Source organism: Amycolatopsis sp. NPDC114505, assembly GCF_055633615.1.
On record NZ_JBVKDV010000003.1, the window covers coordinates 1605605 to 1621138 of the forward strand.

Annotated in this window: 15 protein-coding genes; 9 read left to right on the forward strand and 6 right to left on the reverse strand. The window is 71.8% G+C overall.

Annotated features, from left to right (window positions below; all coding sequences use genetic code 11):
• Positions 1-8: 8 nt before the first annotated feature.
• From ACZ7OU_RS36600 to ACZ7OU_RS36625, 6 genes are all read right to left on the reverse strand, one after another.
• Positions 9-1064 carry a substrate-binding domain-containing protein gene (locus tag ACZ7OU_RS36600; protein WP_470242906.1) on the reverse strand — a complete coding sequence of 352 codons (1056 nt, stop codon included), beginning with the start codon at positions 1062-1064 and terminating at the stop codon, positions 9-11.
• Between the two features lie 24 nt (positions 1065-1088).
• Positions 1089-2087 (reverse strand): ABC transporter permease, encoded by a 999-nt coding sequence (locus ACZ7OU_RS36605; RefSeq protein ID WP_470242907.1) that lies wholly within the window; start codon positions 2085-2087, stop codon positions 1089-1091.
• The gene (locus ACZ7OU_RS36610; RefSeq protein ID WP_470242908.1) at positions 2084-3586 is read right to left on the reverse strand and encodes a sugar ABC transporter ATP-binding protein; all 1503 of its coding nucleotides are present in this window, start codon (positions 3584-3586) and stop codon (positions 2084-2086) included. Before ACZ7OU_RS36610 ends, ACZ7OU_RS36605 begins: the two co-directional genes overlap by 4 nt.
• A complete protein-coding gene (locus tag ACZ7OU_RS36615; RefSeq protein WP_470258750.1) occupies positions 3583-4767 on the reverse strand; it encodes an ROK family protein in 1185 nt (394 codons plus the stop codon). The genes ACZ7OU_RS36610 and ACZ7OU_RS36615 overlap by 4 nt, the downstream gene beginning before the upstream one ends.
• Positions 4768-5648: 881 nt before the next feature.
• A complete protein-coding gene (locus ACZ7OU_RS36620; RefSeq protein WP_470242910.1) occupies positions 5649-6851 on the reverse strand; it encodes an ROK family transcriptional regulator in 1203 nt (400 codons plus the stop codon).
• A 197-nt stretch (positions 6852-7048) separates the two neighbouring features.
• Positions 7049-9109: an AAA family ATPase gene (locus tag ACZ7OU_RS36625; protein ID WP_470258751.1), complete on the reverse strand. Its 2061-nt coding sequence runs from the start codon at positions 9107-9109 to the stop codon at positions 7049-7051.
• 79 nt (positions 9110-9188) lie between these two features.
• Between ACZ7OU_RS36625 and ACZ7OU_RS36630 the strand changes: the two genes are divergently transcribed.
• From ACZ7OU_RS36630 to ACZ7OU_RS36670, 9 genes are read left to right on the forward strand one after another with little or no spacing between them, the layout of a single operon-like run.
• Positions 9189-9773 (forward strand): Pvc16 family protein, encoded by a 585-nt coding sequence (locus ACZ7OU_RS36630; protein WP_470258752.1) that lies wholly within the window; start codon positions 9189-9191, stop codon positions 9771-9773.
• Positions 9774-9788: 15 nt separating this feature from the next.
• Positions 9789-10934: a phage tail sheath family protein gene (locus ACZ7OU_RS36635; protein WP_470258753.1), complete on the forward strand. Its 1146-nt coding sequence runs from the start codon at positions 9789-9791 to the stop codon at positions 10932-10934.
• A 12-nt stretch (positions 10935-10946) separates the two neighbouring features.
• Positions 10947-11387, forward strand: a complete 441-nt coding sequence (locus ACZ7OU_RS36640) for a phage tail protein (protein ID WP_470242914.1) — start codon at positions 10947-10949, stop codon at positions 11385-11387.
• Positions 11387-11764, forward strand: a complete 378-nt coding sequence (locus ACZ7OU_RS36645) for a hypothetical protein (protein ID WP_470258754.1) — start codon at positions 11387-11389, stop codon at positions 11762-11764. The genes ACZ7OU_RS36640 and ACZ7OU_RS36645 overlap by 1 nt, the downstream gene beginning before the upstream one ends.
• A complete protein-coding gene (locus ACZ7OU_RS36650) occupies positions 11695-11892 on the forward strand; it encodes a DUF6760 family protein (protein WP_470258755.1) in 198 nt (65 codons plus the stop codon). Before ACZ7OU_RS36645 ends, ACZ7OU_RS36650 begins: the two co-directional genes overlap by 70 nt.
• On the forward strand, positions 11889-12788 hold the full coding sequence (locus ACZ7OU_RS36655) for an eCIS core domain-containing protein (RefSeq protein WP_470258756.1): 900 nt from the start codon (positions 11889-11891) through the stop codon (positions 12786-12788). The genes ACZ7OU_RS36650 and ACZ7OU_RS36655 overlap by 4 nt, the downstream gene beginning before the upstream one ends.
• A 1-nt stretch (position 12789) precedes the next feature.
• Complete coding sequence (locus tag ACZ7OU_RS36660; RefSeq protein ID WP_470258757.1) at positions 12790-13521, forward strand: CIS tube protein; 732 nt, start codon at positions 12790-12792, stop codon at positions 13519-13521.
• Positions 13518-15152, forward strand: coding sequence for a phage baseplate assembly protein V (locus ACZ7OU_RS36665; RefSeq protein WP_470242918.1), 1635 nt, complete (start codon positions 13518-13520; stop codon positions 15150-15152). Before ACZ7OU_RS36660 ends, ACZ7OU_RS36665 begins: the two co-directional genes overlap by 4 nt.
• A gap of 9 nt (positions 15153-15161) precedes the next feature.
• Positions 15162-15533 (forward strand): hypothetical protein, encoded by a 372-nt coding sequence (locus ACZ7OU_RS36670; RefSeq protein WP_470242919.1) that lies wholly within the window; start codon positions 15162-15164, stop codon positions 15531-15533.
• Position 15534 lies beyond the last annotated feature (1 nt).

Here is a 15534-nt window from a genome sequence, read left to right on the forward strand (position 1 = left end):
TGGACCGATCAGGAGTCGAAGCCGACGTCCAGGTACTGGTCGACGTTCTCCTTGGTGACGACCGCGGAGTACGTCGTGATCTCGGCCGGGATGTCGTGCTCGGCGAGGTCGCCGATGCCCTTCTTCTGCCCGAGCAGGCGCGCGAGCGCGATCGCCGTCGAAGCCATCGACGGGCTGTAGAGCACGGTCGCCTTGATCGGCGAGCTGTCGGCCTTGATCAGGTTCATCATGTTCTTCGAGCCGGCGCCGCCGACCATGAGGAACTCCTTGCGGCCCGCGGTGTCGATGGCCGCGTTGACGCCGATGCCCTGGTCGTCGTCGTGGTTCCACAGGGCGTCCAGCTTGGGCGCGCCCTGGAGCAGGTTCGCGGTCTGCTGCTCACCGGACTCCGAGGTGAACTGCGCCGAGACCCGCGGGCCGACCTTGAACCCGGCGCGCCCGAGCGCGTCCGAGAAGCCCTTGCTGCGTTCCTGGGTCAGCGGCAGCGAGTCGATCCCGGCGACCTCGCCGATGATCGGGTTCGCGACGTTCTTCGCCTTCAGCTGCTGCGCGATGTAGTTGCCGGCGTTGACGCCCATCCGGTAGTTGTCGCCGCCGATCCAGGTTCTATACGCGAGCGGCGTGTCGAAGACGCGGTCCAGGTTGATCACCGGGATGCCCGCGTCCATCGCCTGCTGCCCGACCGAGGTGAGTGCCTTGCCGTCGAAGGGCAGGATCACCAGCACGTCGACCTTGGCGTTGATCAGCGTCTCCACCTGGGAGATCTGCTGGTTGACGTCGTTGGTCCCCTCGGTGGCGTTGAACTTCACCTCGGTGAACTTCTGCGCCTGGGCCTTGGCGTTCTTGGTGATCGCCGCGATCCAGCCGTGGTCGGCGGCCGGCGCGGAGAAGCCGATCGTGACCGGCTTCCCGGGCTGGGCGTTGTCCCCCGCGTTGGCGACCGGAGCGTTGGACTCCGACGCCGCCGGTGTGTTCGACGTGCAGCCGGCCAGCAGCGCGCCGGCGCCGACGGCGGCCCCGCCCAGCAGGAATCCCCGGCGGCCGAGGAAGGGTTGTTCGGCCATGATGACCTCCATCGGTGGTGACTACTACGACCCGGTCCTGGCTTTCCTGGCCCGGAACTGCAAGAGCACGGCGAGCACGATGATCACGCCCTTGGCGATGTTCTGGATGTCGGTGTCCAGGTTGTTGAGCGTGAAGAGGTTGGACAGCACCGTGAAGATCAGCACGCCGATCAGGGTGCCGATCAACGAGCCGCGGCCGCCGGTGAGCAGGGTGCCGCCGATGACGACGGCCGCGATCGCGTCGAGCTCGTAGAACATGCCGTTGGTGGACGCGCCGGCCGTCGTCCGCGCGACGACCATCAGCGCGGCGATCCCGCAGCACAGCCCGGCCACGCCGTAGACGAGCGCGAGGTGGCGCTTGACGTTGATTCCGGCCAGGCGGGACGCCTCGATGTTGCCGCCGACCGCGAAGGTCCGGCGGCCGAAGGTGGTGCGGTTGAGCACGACCCAGCCGACCGCGAACACCAGCGCGAAGATCCAGATCAACGCCGGGATGCCGAGGAAGGCGCCGCGGAAGAACGCGAGGAAATCCAGGTCGCCGACCACCTGCGTGCGGCGGCCGCTGAGCCGTTCGGCGAGCCCGCGGGCCGAGACGTACATCGCGAGCGTCGCGATGAACGGCACGACCTTGCCGTAGGAGACGAGCACGCCGTTGACCAGCCCGCAGCCGAGGCCGACCGCGAGTCCACAGAGGACCATGACCCACGGCCCGTAGGACTGCGTGGCCAGCGTCGTCAGCCAGACACTCGACAATGCGACGATCGAGCCGACGGACAGGTCGATGCCACCGCTGATGATCACGAACGTCATGCCGACGCTGACCACGCCGATGGCCGCGGCCAGCCGCAGGATCGTCGAGATGTTGCTCTCGGTGAAGAACAGCTCCGGCCGGGTGAACTGCCCGACCAGGCACAGCACGACGAGCACCCCGGCCAGGCCGAGCAGCCGCGGGTCGGCCCGGAAGGCGAACCGCCTCCGTTCGACGGGAAGCGCTTCCTGTGGCGGTGCTTGGGTTTCGGTCATGCCGCGCTCCCCTCCAGAATCACGTCGAGCACTTCGGCCTCGGTCAGGCCGGCGGACGGCCGGTCGGCGAGGACGCGGCCCTCGCGCAGCACCAGCACCCGGTCGGACAGGCCGAGCACCTCGGGGATCTCGCTGGACACCAGCACGATCGCCACGCCGGTCGCGGCCAGCTCGTCGATGAGCCGGTACAGCTCGGCCCGGGCGCCGACGTCGACGCCGCGTGTGGGCTCGTCGAGCAGCAGCACCTTGCAGCCGCGGACCAGCCAGCGCGCGAGCACCGCCTTCTGCTGGTTGCCGCCCGAGAGCGTCCGGACGATCCGCCGCGGGTCGGCGGGCCGCAGGTCGAGGCGCCGCAGGCTCGCCCCGGAGTCGTCCAGCTCCTTCGCGCGCTCGGTGAACCCGAGCTTCGAGTAGCGGCCGAGGCTGGCGAGGGTCACGTTGTGCGCCACCGAAAGGTCGAGCAGGAGGCCCTGGCTCTTGCGCTCCTCCGGGGCCAGTCCGATACCGGCCCGGACGGCGGCGCGGACGTTGCCAGAGCTCAGCGGTTTCCCCTGCACCGCAACGGTTCCGCGGTCGGCCTTGCGGGCACCGAAGATCGTCTCCAGCAGTTCGCTGCGGCCGGACCCGACCAGCCCGGCGATGCCGACGACCTCGCCGGCGTGGACGGTGAAGCTCACGTCCTCGAACTCGCCGGCCCGGGAGAGCCCGTCGACCGTGAGTGCTTCCTTCGTGCGGTCGGCGTGGCCGTCGTGGCGCGGCCCGAAGACGGTCTCGACCTTGCGCCCGGCCATCAGCGCGACCAGGTCCGCGGTCGGCGTCGCGGCGGCGTCGAGGCCGGTGCCGACGGTCCGGCCGTCCTTGAGCACGGTCACCCGGTGCCCGATCCGGCGCAGCTCCTCGAGCCGGTGCGAGATGTAGACGACCGCGACGCCGTCCGCGGTCAGCTCGCCGACGATGCGGAAGAGGTTGTCGACCTCCTCGCCGGCCAGCGCGGCGGTGGGCTCGTCCATCACGAGCAGCCGCGCGTCGTGGGCCAGCGCGCGGGCCATCGACACGAGCTGCTGGCCGGCGGCGGAAAGCTTGCCGACCTCGTGCCACGGCCGGATGTCCGGGTGGCCCAGGCGGGCCATCAGCCGGGCGGCTTCGTCACGGGCCTGCGAGATCCGCGTGAACCCGAAGCGGGCGCGTTCGTGGCCGAGGAAGATGTTGTCCGCCACCGAAAGCCCGGGCACCAGGTCGAGCTCCTGGTACATGGTGGCGATGCCGAGGCGCAGCGCGTCGACCGGCGTGCCGAGACTGGCGGGCTCGCCCTGCCAGGTGATCTCCCCCGCGTCGGGCTGGTGCGCCCCGGCGAGCACCTTGATCAGCGTCGACTTCCCCGCGCCGTTCTGCCCGAGCAGGCAGTGCACCTCGCCGGGTTCGACGTCGAGGTCGACGCCGTCGAGCGCGCGGACGCCGGGGAACGTCTTCACGATCCCGCGAACGGAAAGCAAGCTCATACCGAGGCCTCCTCGATCAGCGTCGGATTCGCGAAGAGCCGCTCGGCGGCCAGGTGCGCGGCGCCCCGCAGCGGGGCCTTGAGGCCCAGGTTGGAAGGCACCACCCGGGCGTGGCCGAGCGGCCGGACGGCGAGCTCGACGCGGATCGGTTCGACCAGCCAGTCCGCGAGCTCGGCGAAGTAGCCGCCGAGGACGACGACGTCCGGGTCGAGCACGTCGACCACAGTGGACAGTGCGATGCCGAGGGCGACACCGAGGTCGTGGACGGCGGTGGCCGCGCGCCGGTCACCCTGCCGGACGCGCTGCCGCAGCTGGGCGACCCGGCCGTCGACGCCGAGGGCGGGATCGTGCAGCGGATCGCCGGGAGGTGCGGCCGCGCGCAGGACGGCGGCCAGGTTCGCCTTCGTCTCGAGGCAGCCGGTCCGGCCGCACGAGCAGCGTTCCCCGGACGGGTCGACGGCGATGTGCCCGACCTCGCCCGCGAACCCGCGCGCGCCGCGGAGGATGGCACCGCCGGAGACGAGCCCGCCCCCGACGGTGGTGCCGCCGCTGAGGTAGAAGAGCTCACCGGCACCGGCGGCCGACTCGGCGAGCGCACCGAGGTTGGCGTCGTTGTCGACGGCGATGGCGTCGGCCGGGAGGTTCAGCCGGGCCGCCATCAGGCCGGCGATCTCGGCGTCACGCCACCGCAGGGCGGGAGCCAGCCGCAGCACGGCCGCGGCCGAGTCGACCAGCCCGGGCACGGCGATCGCGACCCCGACGGGCGGGCCGGGCAGCACCCGGTGGGCGAGGTGGGCGAGCTCGTCCATGCCTCTCTGAAGCCCGAGCGCGGCGACGTCGACGGTCTCCGCCCGCTCGGCCAGCACCCGTCCGGAGAGGTCGGTGACCAGCGCCGAAAGCCGATCGGCCTCGATGCCGAGGGCGAGGGCGTAGGTGTCTTCGCCGTGCAGTTCGACCAGCCGGCTCGGCCGCCCGTTGCCGGGGAGGACGCCGGCGGGCCGGACCAGCCCGCGCCCGGCGAGCTCGGTGAGCAGCCCGGGAACGGCGGACTTCGCGATCCCGCACCGGGCCGCGAGCTGAGTGCGAGAGAGGGGTCCGCTGCGCAGCGCCCGCAGGACGGCGGCCAGGTTCGCCGTACGCGGGCTCGCCGGCTCGGCGTCCCTCGTCCCGGTGACGGCCACGGTGCCCCCAACTTGTGCTGCCTACTGAACGGACTTTGTCTCTCCGGCAGCGAAAGTAGGGTGGTATGCATCACTCGTCAAGGTGATGTCGTCGCGATACGTCCGCTTTTCACCCGGATAGACGTGCGAAACCGGACAGACTTTCGGTTTGTCGATGCAAAAGTCTGTCTGGTTTTGGCGTTACGAGGAGGGGTTGTTCAGCAACCGAGGGTGAGAGGGGGTGGGTCGGCGGTGGTGGACTGCCCGCTGCCTGCGCGGCCGGGCGGGAGGTACTGCGGCGGCGGCAGGGCAGCGCTAGCGGGGGCGCCTGGGCGGAGCGATCGGCGGGTGGCAAGGCCGGGCGGGCGCACGACCGAGGCGGGCGGCACAGCAGCGCGGCGGGCCGGGGCGGTCGGCGAGGCCGAGCGGTCGGCGGCGGATGGCGCAGCCGGCGCGCCGGGGCAGGGCCCGGCGCGGCGTGGGCGAGCAGGCGGCGGTCGGCAAGACCGCGGCACGCGGCAGCAGCCCGGGCGAGTGTGCGGCAGGGCAACGCGACCGTGCGGCAGGGCGGGCGGCGGCTGGCGCAGCCAGCGCGCCGGAGCAGGGCCCGGCGCGGCGTGGGCGAGTACGCGGCGGCCGGCAAGACCGCGGCGGGCGGCAGCAGCCCGGGCGAGTGGGCGGCAGGGCAACGCGACCGTGCGGCAGGGCGGGCGGCGGTCGCCAAGCCCGGGCGGGCAACGCGGGCGGCAAGGCGGGGCAGCGGCGGGGGTGGGAGCGGGGGCGGGGGCGGTCGGCAGGCGGCGCAGCCGAAGCAGGCAGCGCGGGCTGCAAGTGGGCGGCAGGGCAGCGCGAGCGGGCGGCGGGGCAGCGCGAGCGGGCGGCGAGGCCAAGCAGCGGGGCGATCAGCTGCTCAACGTGAACGCCCGATCCGTCGCCGACCACGCAGCCCCGATCACCCCGGCCGTCTCGCCCAGCTCGGACAGCACGATCGGCAGGTTCCCCGTCGCCAACGGCAGGGACCGGCGGTAGACCGCTCCCCGGACCTCCGCCAGCAGCTGGTGCCCCAGCTGGGCCACTCCCCCGCCGATCACCACCATCCCCGGGTTCAAGAAGCTGACCAACGACGCCACCACCTGACCCAACCGGCGGCCGCCGTCGCGGATGAGGTTGACCGCGCCGAAGTCTCCCGCCGCTGCCGCGCGGCCTACGTCGCGGGCCGTTACCGCTCCTCGCTCCGTTGCCACCTCCGCCAGGTGGGCCGAACGGCCGCTGCGGGCCAGGGCCAAGCCGTCGCGGGCCAGTGCCGCTCCGCCGAAATACGCCTCCAGGCAGCCGACCTCGCCGCACGCGCACGTCGGGCCGAAGTCGTCCAGGCGGATGTGCCCGATGTCGCCCGCCGTGCCCGCGACCCCTCGATACACCTTGCCGCCGAGGACTATTCCGCAGCCGATGCCCGTGCCGATCTTGACGAACATCAGGTCGTCCGTCGAGCGGGCGACCCCGGCGTGGCGCTCCCCCAGCGCCATCGCGTTGACGTCGTTGTCCACCGCGACCGGGCAGCCCCACAGCCCGCCCAGGTGGTCGCGCACGTTGAACCGGTCCCAGCCCGGCATGATCGGCGGGGCGACCGCCATCCCCTCGGCGAAGCTCACCGGCCCCGGCAGCCCGATGCCCGCCGCGACCAGCCGGCCGGGTGCCTCGTCGCGGATCTTCGCCGCCAGTTCGGCGACGCGCCGCAGCACCGGGTGCGGCCCCTGCCGGACGTCGCAGTCCTCGACGGCGTGCGCGAGCACCTCGCACGAAGCGTCGGTGACCGCCACGCCGACCGACGTCGCGCCGACGTCCACCGAAAGCACCCGCAGGTCTCCCGCGAGCCGGACCAGCGTCGAGCGGCGCCCACCGCGGCTGGCCGACGGCCCCGCCGTCTCGACGAGCCCGACCTCGCCGAGCCGGGTCACCTCGGCCCCGACCCGCGCCCGCGGCAGCTCCAGCCGCTCCCCCAGCTCGACCCGCGACATCGGGCCCTCGTCCCGCAACAGGGTGAGCAGCCGGGTCTGGTGCCGGGTTTCGACCATCGAGTGCTCCGTGCCGGATGCCGCGCTCATTCGCCTCAGCCTACTGCGTGGGTGCCCGGCCTCCGGGGAACGCCGGTCGGTCCCGAGTGGACGTGCCTGGTCGGGCCGGTGTTGTCGAGGGGCCGTCGACGACTGTCGACGGATTGTCGACGGCCCGTGCCAGCGTGGCACCCAGGGATCGACGGGAGGGGGTGATCGGCATGTCCGCGTGGGACACGGCGGGGGCGTCAGGCGGCCGGAGCGGGCTCCGTCCACACCTTGCCCATCTTCTCGAACTCGCGGCGGGTAGCGCTCAGGACGTGCCTGCGGCCGATCTCGCTCTGGTCGACCGCGGCCAGGAAGGCCGCGTTCAGGGCGATGTTCTTGATGTTGCCGCCGGCGATCGTGAAGTGCCCGGCCAGCTCGGCGAAGTCCACGTCGGCGGCCAACGGCGCCTCGGGCGGGAAGACGGCCCGCCAGATGCGGCGCCTGCTGTCGGCCTCCGGGAACGGGAACTCGACGATGAAGCGCAGCCGGCGGGTGAACGCCTCGTCCAGGTTCTGCCGGAGGTTGCTGGCCAGGATCACCACGCCGTCGTACTCGTCCACCTTCTGCAGCAGGTAGCTGGTCTCGATGTTGGCGTACCGGTCGTGCGCGTCGGACACCTCGGTGCGCTTGCCGAACAGCGCGTCCGCCTCGTCGAAGAACAGGATCGCGTTCCCGCTGCGCGCCTCGTCGAAGATCTTCGCGAGGTTCTTCTCCGTCTCGCCGATGTACTTGCTGACGACCTGGGACAGGTCCACCTGGTACACGTCCAGGCCGAGGTCGGCGGCCAGCACCTCGGCGGCCATCGTCTTGCCGGTGCCCGGGGGACCGCTGAACAACGCGGTCAGGCCCTTGCCCCGAGCCAGCTTCGCGCCGAAGCCCCAGCTCTCCAGCACCTGGTGCCGGTGGTCGAACTGGTCGCGGATCTCGTGCAGGACGGCCACCTGGTCGGCGGGCAGCACCAGGTCGTCCCAGCCGGCGGCGACCGTCATCTTCACCGCGACGCCGCCGAGCGTGCGCGCGGACTGCTGACGGCAGGCGGCGGACACATCGGCCAGGCGCAGCGGCCCCGGGTCCGGCGCCATCAGCCGGTTGTCCCGGGCCAGCCGGACCACGGCCGGGATGCGGCCGGCGGGCAGCCGGTAGCGCCCGGCCAGCTCTTCGGCCCACGCCGCGGCGTCCGGTGTGCACGCGGCCAGGCTTTCGCGCCAGATGGCCGTGCTGCGCGCGAGATCCGGCAGGGTCACCGCGAGGGGGACGACGTCGTCCCCGGCCGGCCACTCGGACTCCCCGGAGAGGATCACGAGACCGCCGTGCCCGGCCAGCGCCGGCATCAGCGTCGCGTGGTTCAGCCCGTCGGCTCCGGCGACGTGCACGGCGGCGCCGTGCAGCAGGCCTTCGCGCAACGCCAAGGGAAGCAGGGTGCCGTCCTCGCCGAGGCTCGCGGCGTCGACGCTGACCAACGGGATGCCCAGCCGCCCGGCGCACTGCATGGCCAGCGCCCGCTTGCCCGCCCCCGCCGGGCCGTGCAGGTAGAAGACGACCGGCCGGTGCCCGCACAACCGCACCATCCGGTCGGCCAGGCCGGCCTCGGGGCCGGGACCAGCCTCGAGGTCGGCCGCCGGGTACAGCCGGGCGTGCCCGGACAGGCGGGCGTCCAGCCGCGCGGTGCCGAGCAGGAACGCGGTGATCTGTGGGTCCAGCGCGAGGAACCGGCTCAGGCCGGACGAGCCGGACGGACTGTGCGGGTCCTCGACCGGGCGCAGGATCCCGGACCGCGCGAGCGGCGCGCCGTCGGCGAACACCGCGCGGGCCGCCCAGCGCTCGCGCTCGGTGGGGCACAAGAGGTCCAGCACGAGGTCGACGCTCGGCCGCTGCCGGGTGATGTCGTCCTGCAGGTACGCGTAGAGCCGGTCGTACTTGCGGCGCACCTCGGGAGCCAGGCAGACCAGCACCGCGTCGAGCTCGAGGGCGGACAGGCCGAAGATCCGGCCGAGCTCCGGCAACGGCAGCGCTCCGGCGCTCGCCTCGACCCGCGCGGCCACCTGGGCGGTGAACTCGTCGAGACCGGCGAGATCCGGCGCCGGGTCGGCGGCCTCGCCGGCCAGCAGCGACTCGACCTCCTGCCGGGTGACGTACATCGCCCGGCTCACCTGGTCGGCCGCGGCGTCCGCCGCCGTCAGCCGCGTCCGGATCAGCAGGTCCAGCCGGCGCAATTCGTCGGCCAGGTGTTCCCGGCAGTCCGCATATCCCCGTGCCGTCACCGGAATTCCCCCTTCGGACGCACTCACGAATGCGTAGTGTGCCATGAGCTTCCCCGACGGGAAAGGTCGGTGAGACGTCTTGTTCGACGACCTTGACGCCACCCTCCAGGCGGTATTGAAAGACCCGGCGGCGCCCGCGGATCTGCGTGCCGCCGACGTCAGTTTCGAAACCCCGGACAAAGATTTCGCACCCGCGCACGCGGCGGTCAACCTCTTCTTCTACGAGGCGCAGGAAAACCATTCACTGCGGGAGAACGCGCCGATCCTGAGCCTGGTCGACGGCCACTTCGAACGCGCCGCCCCACCGATCCGGGTCGACTGCACCTACCTGGTCACGACGTGGTCGACCAAGACGGGTGCGTTGCGGGCACAGGAAGAGCACAAGCTGCTCGGGCTGGCCCTGGTGTGGCTCAACCGGTTCCCGGTCATCGGGGCCGGGTTCCTCCGGGGCGGCCTGGCCAGCCCGCCGCAGCCGTTCCCGCCGCCGACCATGGTCGCCCAGCTCAAGGAGGACCAGAGCAGCGGCCAGTTCTGGACCGCGCTGGGCATCGCGCCGCGACCGGCGTTCTCGCTCACCACCACGATCACCCTGGCGCTGGCGGAGCCGCCAGAGCAGTTCCCGGCCGTGCAGGACGTGCGGTTGAACCTGAAACAGCAAGGTTGAGCAAAGGATTCACAGATGGTGGATTATTCGACCAAAGCGCCCGGTGTGTACATCGAGGAGATCACGCCGGCCGGCCCGATCGCCGGCAGCGGCACGAGCACCCCGGCCCTGATCGGCACGGTGGCCGCGACCGTGCCGAACGACAAGCTGGGCATTCCCGTCCCGATCACCAGCTGGACCGGGTACGCCAGCCAGTTCGGCGACTTCGCCACCACCCTGAACCTGCCCTACGCCGTGCGGGGTTTCTTCGAGAACGGCGGCGGTTTCGCCTACGTCGTCCCGATCAAGGACCTGGCGGGGCTGCCGGCGGCGCTCGACCAGCTGACCCGCCGGCCGGACGTGAGCCTGGTCGCGCTGCCCGGCGTGGTCGACCCGGCCGTGCAGTCCACGGTGATCGCCCACTGCGAGGCCATGGGCGACCGGTTCGCCATCCTCGACGGCGCACCGGACACGACGCCGTTGAAGAGCGACGGCGCGCTGCAGAAACAGCGCGGCGGCCTGCTCTCCAAGAACGGCTTCGCGGGCCTGTACTGGCCGTGGGTCGTGATCCCCGACCCGCAGGCGGCGCCCGGGACGACGGCCACGCTGACCAAGCCGCCGTCCGGGCACGTCGCGGGCATCATGGCGCGCAGCGACAACACGCGCGGGGTGCACAAGGCGCCGGCCAACGAGCCGGTCCGCGGCGCGATCGACCTGGCCTACCCGCTCAACAACCTCGAGCAGGACCAGCTCAACACCAAGAACATCAACGCGCTGCGGGCCTTCCCCGGGCAGCCGCCGCTGGTCTGGGGCGCGCGGACGCTGACCGACGGCACGCCGTGGCGGTACGTGAACGTCCGCCGGCTCTTCTCCTTCGTCGAGGACTCCCTCCTCGCGGGCCTGCGCTGGGCGGTGTTCGAGCCGAACAACACGGGCCTGTGGAAGGGCCTCGAGCGCTCGATCACCGAGTTCCTGACGCGGGTGTGGCAGTCCGGCGCGCTGTTCGGGCGCACGGCCGCGGAGGCGTTCTACGTGAAGATCGACGAAGAGCTCAACCCGCCCGCGACGCGCGCCCTCGGCGAGGTCGTCGTCGAGATCGGAATGGCGCCGACCCGGCCCGCCGAATACGTCGTCGTGCGCATCGGCATCTGGGACGGCGGCGCCTCGGTGAACGAAAGCTAGGAGACAACAGCCATGCCACAGACCGGACAGCGCGTCGATCCGTACCGCAACTTCAACTTCCTCGTCGAGCTGGAGGGCATCGCGCAGGCCAGTTTCCACGACTGCAGCGGGCTCGGCTCGACGACGGAGATCATCGAGACGCGCGAAGGCGGCGACAACACCACCGTGCGCAAGCTGCCGGGCAAGACGAGTTACGCCGACATCACGCTGAAATGGGGCCTGACCGACTCCACCGAGCTGTGGGAGTGGCGCCAGCAGATCGCCGACGGGATCGTCACCCGCAAGAACGGGTCCATCGTGGTGTTCGACACGACCAACCACACCGAGGTCGTCCGCTGGAACTTCGTCAGCGCCTGGCCGACCAAGTGGGAGGGCCCGACCTTCACCGGCAAGGGCAACGACATCGCCATCGACACCCTGGTGCTGGCCAACGAAGGCGTGACGAGGGCCTGATGCTGGTCACGGAGTTCGCCTTCGAGCTGCCCAAGGGGTACGTCGACGCCGCCGGCGACCTGCACCGGACGGGCACCATGCGGCTGGCGACGGCGGCCGACGAGATCTACCCGCTCAAGGACCCGCGGGTGCGGAACTGGCCGGCGTACCTGATCATCGTGCTGCTTTCGCGGGTGGTCACGAAACTGGGCAGTGTCGCCGAGGTCAATCCCGGGGTCGTCGAAGGGCTTTTCTCCGAGGACCTGGCTTATCTGCAGGATCTGTACAACCGGGTCAACGGATTGACGCCGAAAACGATCGCGGCGGTGTGCCCGCATTGCGAAAAGGAGCACGAAGTGGCGGTGGATCCCCTGGGGGGATCGTCGGCTATCCCCTGAACCGGGTCTACCGGGAGATAGCCTTTTTGGGCCGCAATGTGCACTGGACCCTCGATGAATTGTTGACTCTCGACCACGCCGAGCGGCGACGCTGGGTGCGGGAAACGGGAATGGCGGTGACGACGTGAGCGAAGAGTTCCCCACCCTCGGACGGCGGCTGGACCGGCAGGCCCGGCAGTTCACCGCGCGCTCCCTGCCCGCCCGGCCGTGGGCCGCGCCGTTCGAGGTGCTCGCCGGCCGGCTGGCCGCGCTGCCCACCCCGGACGGCGGCCGCTTCGGCCGCCGCGAAGCCGAAGTGGCCGACGCCGAGGCAGCCGGACCGGAGTGGCCGGAGGACGACTCCTTCGGGGTGGAGCCCCCGTCGGCGCCGTCAGGTCGGGAGCTCCCGGGCGATGTGGTCTCGCGGCTGCGCTCGGTCGTCGGGCCCGGCGTCGAGGCCATGCGGGTGCACGACGACGAAGCGGCGCACGAGACGGCCGTGGCGCACCGGGCGGACGCGGTGACGGTCGGCCGGGACGTGTACTTCCGGGAGGGACGGCTGGACCCCCGCGAGCCGCGCGGGTTCGGACTGCTGGTCCACGAGGCCACGCACGTCGTGGAGCGGACGCGGCCGGGCGCGTCGTGGCGACAGGCCACCGGGTCCGCGACCGCGGCCGAAGAAGACCTCGCCCTGGCCCGGGAGACGGCCGTCGTGGCGGACCGGCCCCCGGCCGTCGAGGCGTGGCCCGCCGCACCCCACCCCATGACCACGGCTCCGCGGGCGCAACCGCCTCGCTTCGCCCGCCACTCCCCCGCGGCGCCGGCGGCGTTCCCGGCGCCCGGCGGCACGCCACCGGCGGCAGCGGCGGCACTCCCGGCATCCCCGTCGACCCCGGCGGCGCGGCCGATGACGGCTGCGGTCGACCGACCCATCGAGCCGCCGGGGTCGCCCGCGGCGCCGCCGTTCGACGTCGACGCGCTGCGCGAGGGGATCGTGCGGGACCTGAAGCGCCAGCTGCGTGACGAGTTCGAGCGGGGAGCCTGACATGACCCAACCGGCTTTCGGGGCCCGGCGACCGGCGCCGCCGACGAGCAACGAGCTGGCCAAGGCCCTGCTCGTGAACACCACAACCGGCGACCGCTTCCCCGTGATGTACAACCCGGAGCAGTTCAAGCTGGAGCAGGGCAACAACTTCGCCGAGGTCGGCATCCCCGGCCTGAACGCGCCGCCGGTGCAGTACCTGCGCGGCAAGGCGCGCGCGGTGACGATGGACCTGTTCTTCGACACCTACGAGACCGGTGCCGACGTGCGCGTGCACACGGCCCCGATCGTCGGGCTGCTGGACAAGTCCCCGCGGACGCAGGCCCCGCCGATCCTGCTGTTCTCGATGGGCCGGTTCCAGTTCCAGTGCGTGCTGGTCGACGCCGGGCAGACGTTCACGATGTTCCAGCGCGACGGCACGCCGGTGCGCTCGACGCTGTCGGTGCGGCTGCAGGAGTACGTCCGCGTCGACATGCGCATCGAACGCGGCGTCTTCTTCGGCTCACCGACGGTCTCGGCCGCGGTGAACACGGCGGTGAGCACCGCCGGTTCGCTGCTGTCCGGAACGCCGAGCGTGCACGTCACGCTGCGCGGCGAGACCCTCAGCGGGCTCGCGGCGCTCTTCCTCGGCGACGCCGGCCGGTGGCGGGACATCGCGCGGGCCAACGCCATGGACGACCCGTTCGACCTGCCGCCCGGCACGCAGCTGGTCATCCCGGGCGGGGGCCGGCCGTGAGCGAACCGTTCTTCGCCCCCCGCTTCGCCGTCCGGGTCTCCGGGGTGACGATGGCCGCCGACGTCAGCGGCCAGGTGCAGCAGGTGTCGGTCGAGACGAACCTCGACGTCGCCGGCAAGTTCTCGCTCACCTTGCGCAACCCGGACAACGCCCTGCTCGACTCGGCGCTGTTCGACCTCGGCAAGACCGTCGAGATCCACCTGGGCTACGGGAACGACCTGCACCCCGCGTTCCTGGGCGAGATCACCGCCATCGAGCCGGAGTTCCCGGCCGACGGCGGGCCGGTCGTGGTGATCTCGGGCGCCGACAAGTCGTACCGCCTGCGCCGGTCCCAGCCCGAGCCGACCACCTACTCCGCGACATCGGACAGCATCGTCGCGGCGCGGATCGCGGCGGAGAACGGCCTGGTGCCGGTGGTCGACCCGACTCCCCCGTTCCTGGAGCCGATCACGCAGACGACGTCGGACATGGCGTTCCTGAAGAGCCGTGCGGAGCAGTACTTCTTCGACGTCTACGTGGAGTGGGACCGGCTGCACTTCCAGTTCCCGCGCCCGGCGACCGCCGCGCACGTCCTGGAGTGGGGCCGCAACCTGTCCAGCTTCTCGCCGCGGATCTCCGCGTCGGGGCTCGCCGGGCTGCAGATCATCCGCGACTACAACCAGGAGCTCGCGCAGAGCATCTTCGGCATCGCGCTCGCGATGGACTTCGACCTCGACGACCTCGAGGAGAAGGCGGGCTCGGCGGCGATGGACCTGCTGACGTCGCTGGCGCGCACCGGGATCCGCCAGGGCAAGGCGGACAACCCGTTCGACGCGATGCGGCTGGCGAAGTCCCTGCTGGCCCAGCTGCTGGACGGGCTGTACGAGGGAACCGGCACGTGCGTGGGGATTCCCGAGCTCGCCGCCGGCGACCACATCGCGATCGAGGGCGTCGGCAAGCGGTTCAGCGGGACCTACCGGGTGCGCAAGGTGCACCACGTGCTCGGCGAAGCCGGCTTCCGGACGACGTTCGAGATCGCGCAGAACGCGCACGCGAGCCTGCTCGGCATGCTGCGCAAGCACCTCGCCGAGCCGCCGCCGGACAAGGAGCCGCCGCAGACCGGGGTGCTCGTCGCCGAAGTCGTGGACAACCACGAAATCGCGTCGGCGAAGGTGCCGTTCGGGCGGGTGAAGGTGCGGTACCCGAGCCTCGGGGACCAGGTCGTCAGCGCGTGGGCGCCGTGCGCCGCGCCGATGGCGGGCAGCGGCACCGGGTTCTACGCGCTGCCGGAGAAGGGCGAGCAGGTCCTCGTCGCCTTCGCCGGCGGCGACCTCGCCGGGCCGTACGTGATCGGCAGGCTGTGGAACGCCACGTCACGGCCACCGGCGTCCAATATGGACGGCAAGAACAGCAAGAAGGTGATCAAGAGCCGGGCCGGGCACACGATCACCTTCGACGACACCGCCGAGCTCGGGAAGCTCGTCGTCGAGGACGGCCGGGGCAGCGCCGTGACGCTCAACGCCGTCGACGGCTCGATCACCATCAGCGCCGTCCAGAACCTCACCCTCAAGGCCGGCGGCTCGATCAGCCTGGAAGCCGCCCAGGGGGCCACCAAGATCACCATGGACGCCACCCGTGTCGACGTCACCTGAGGAGGGGCCGTGCCGAACGTCTTGACCACGAACAGCACCGTCGGGTGCGGTCACCTGCCACCGCCGCCCGGCAGCGGGATCGTGCAGGTGCAGAGCACCGCCAAGCTGCGGGTGAAAGGCGCGCCGGTGCTGCTGCCCGACAGCATCCTGGACAAGCCGCTCGTCCCGCTCACGTGCGGGATCGTCGTGTCCCAGAGCAACATCAAGTGCACGAAGGTCGCCACCGTCACCGCCGGGACCGCCACGAAGCTGACCGTCGGCGGCAAACCGGTCGTGCTCGACACGACCTTGAAGGGCAGCACCGACGGCACGCTCGCCGGGACGACGCCGCAGCTGCTGCTGGCCGCCGTCGCCGGCCAGACGAAGCTCACCAGCGTCTAGG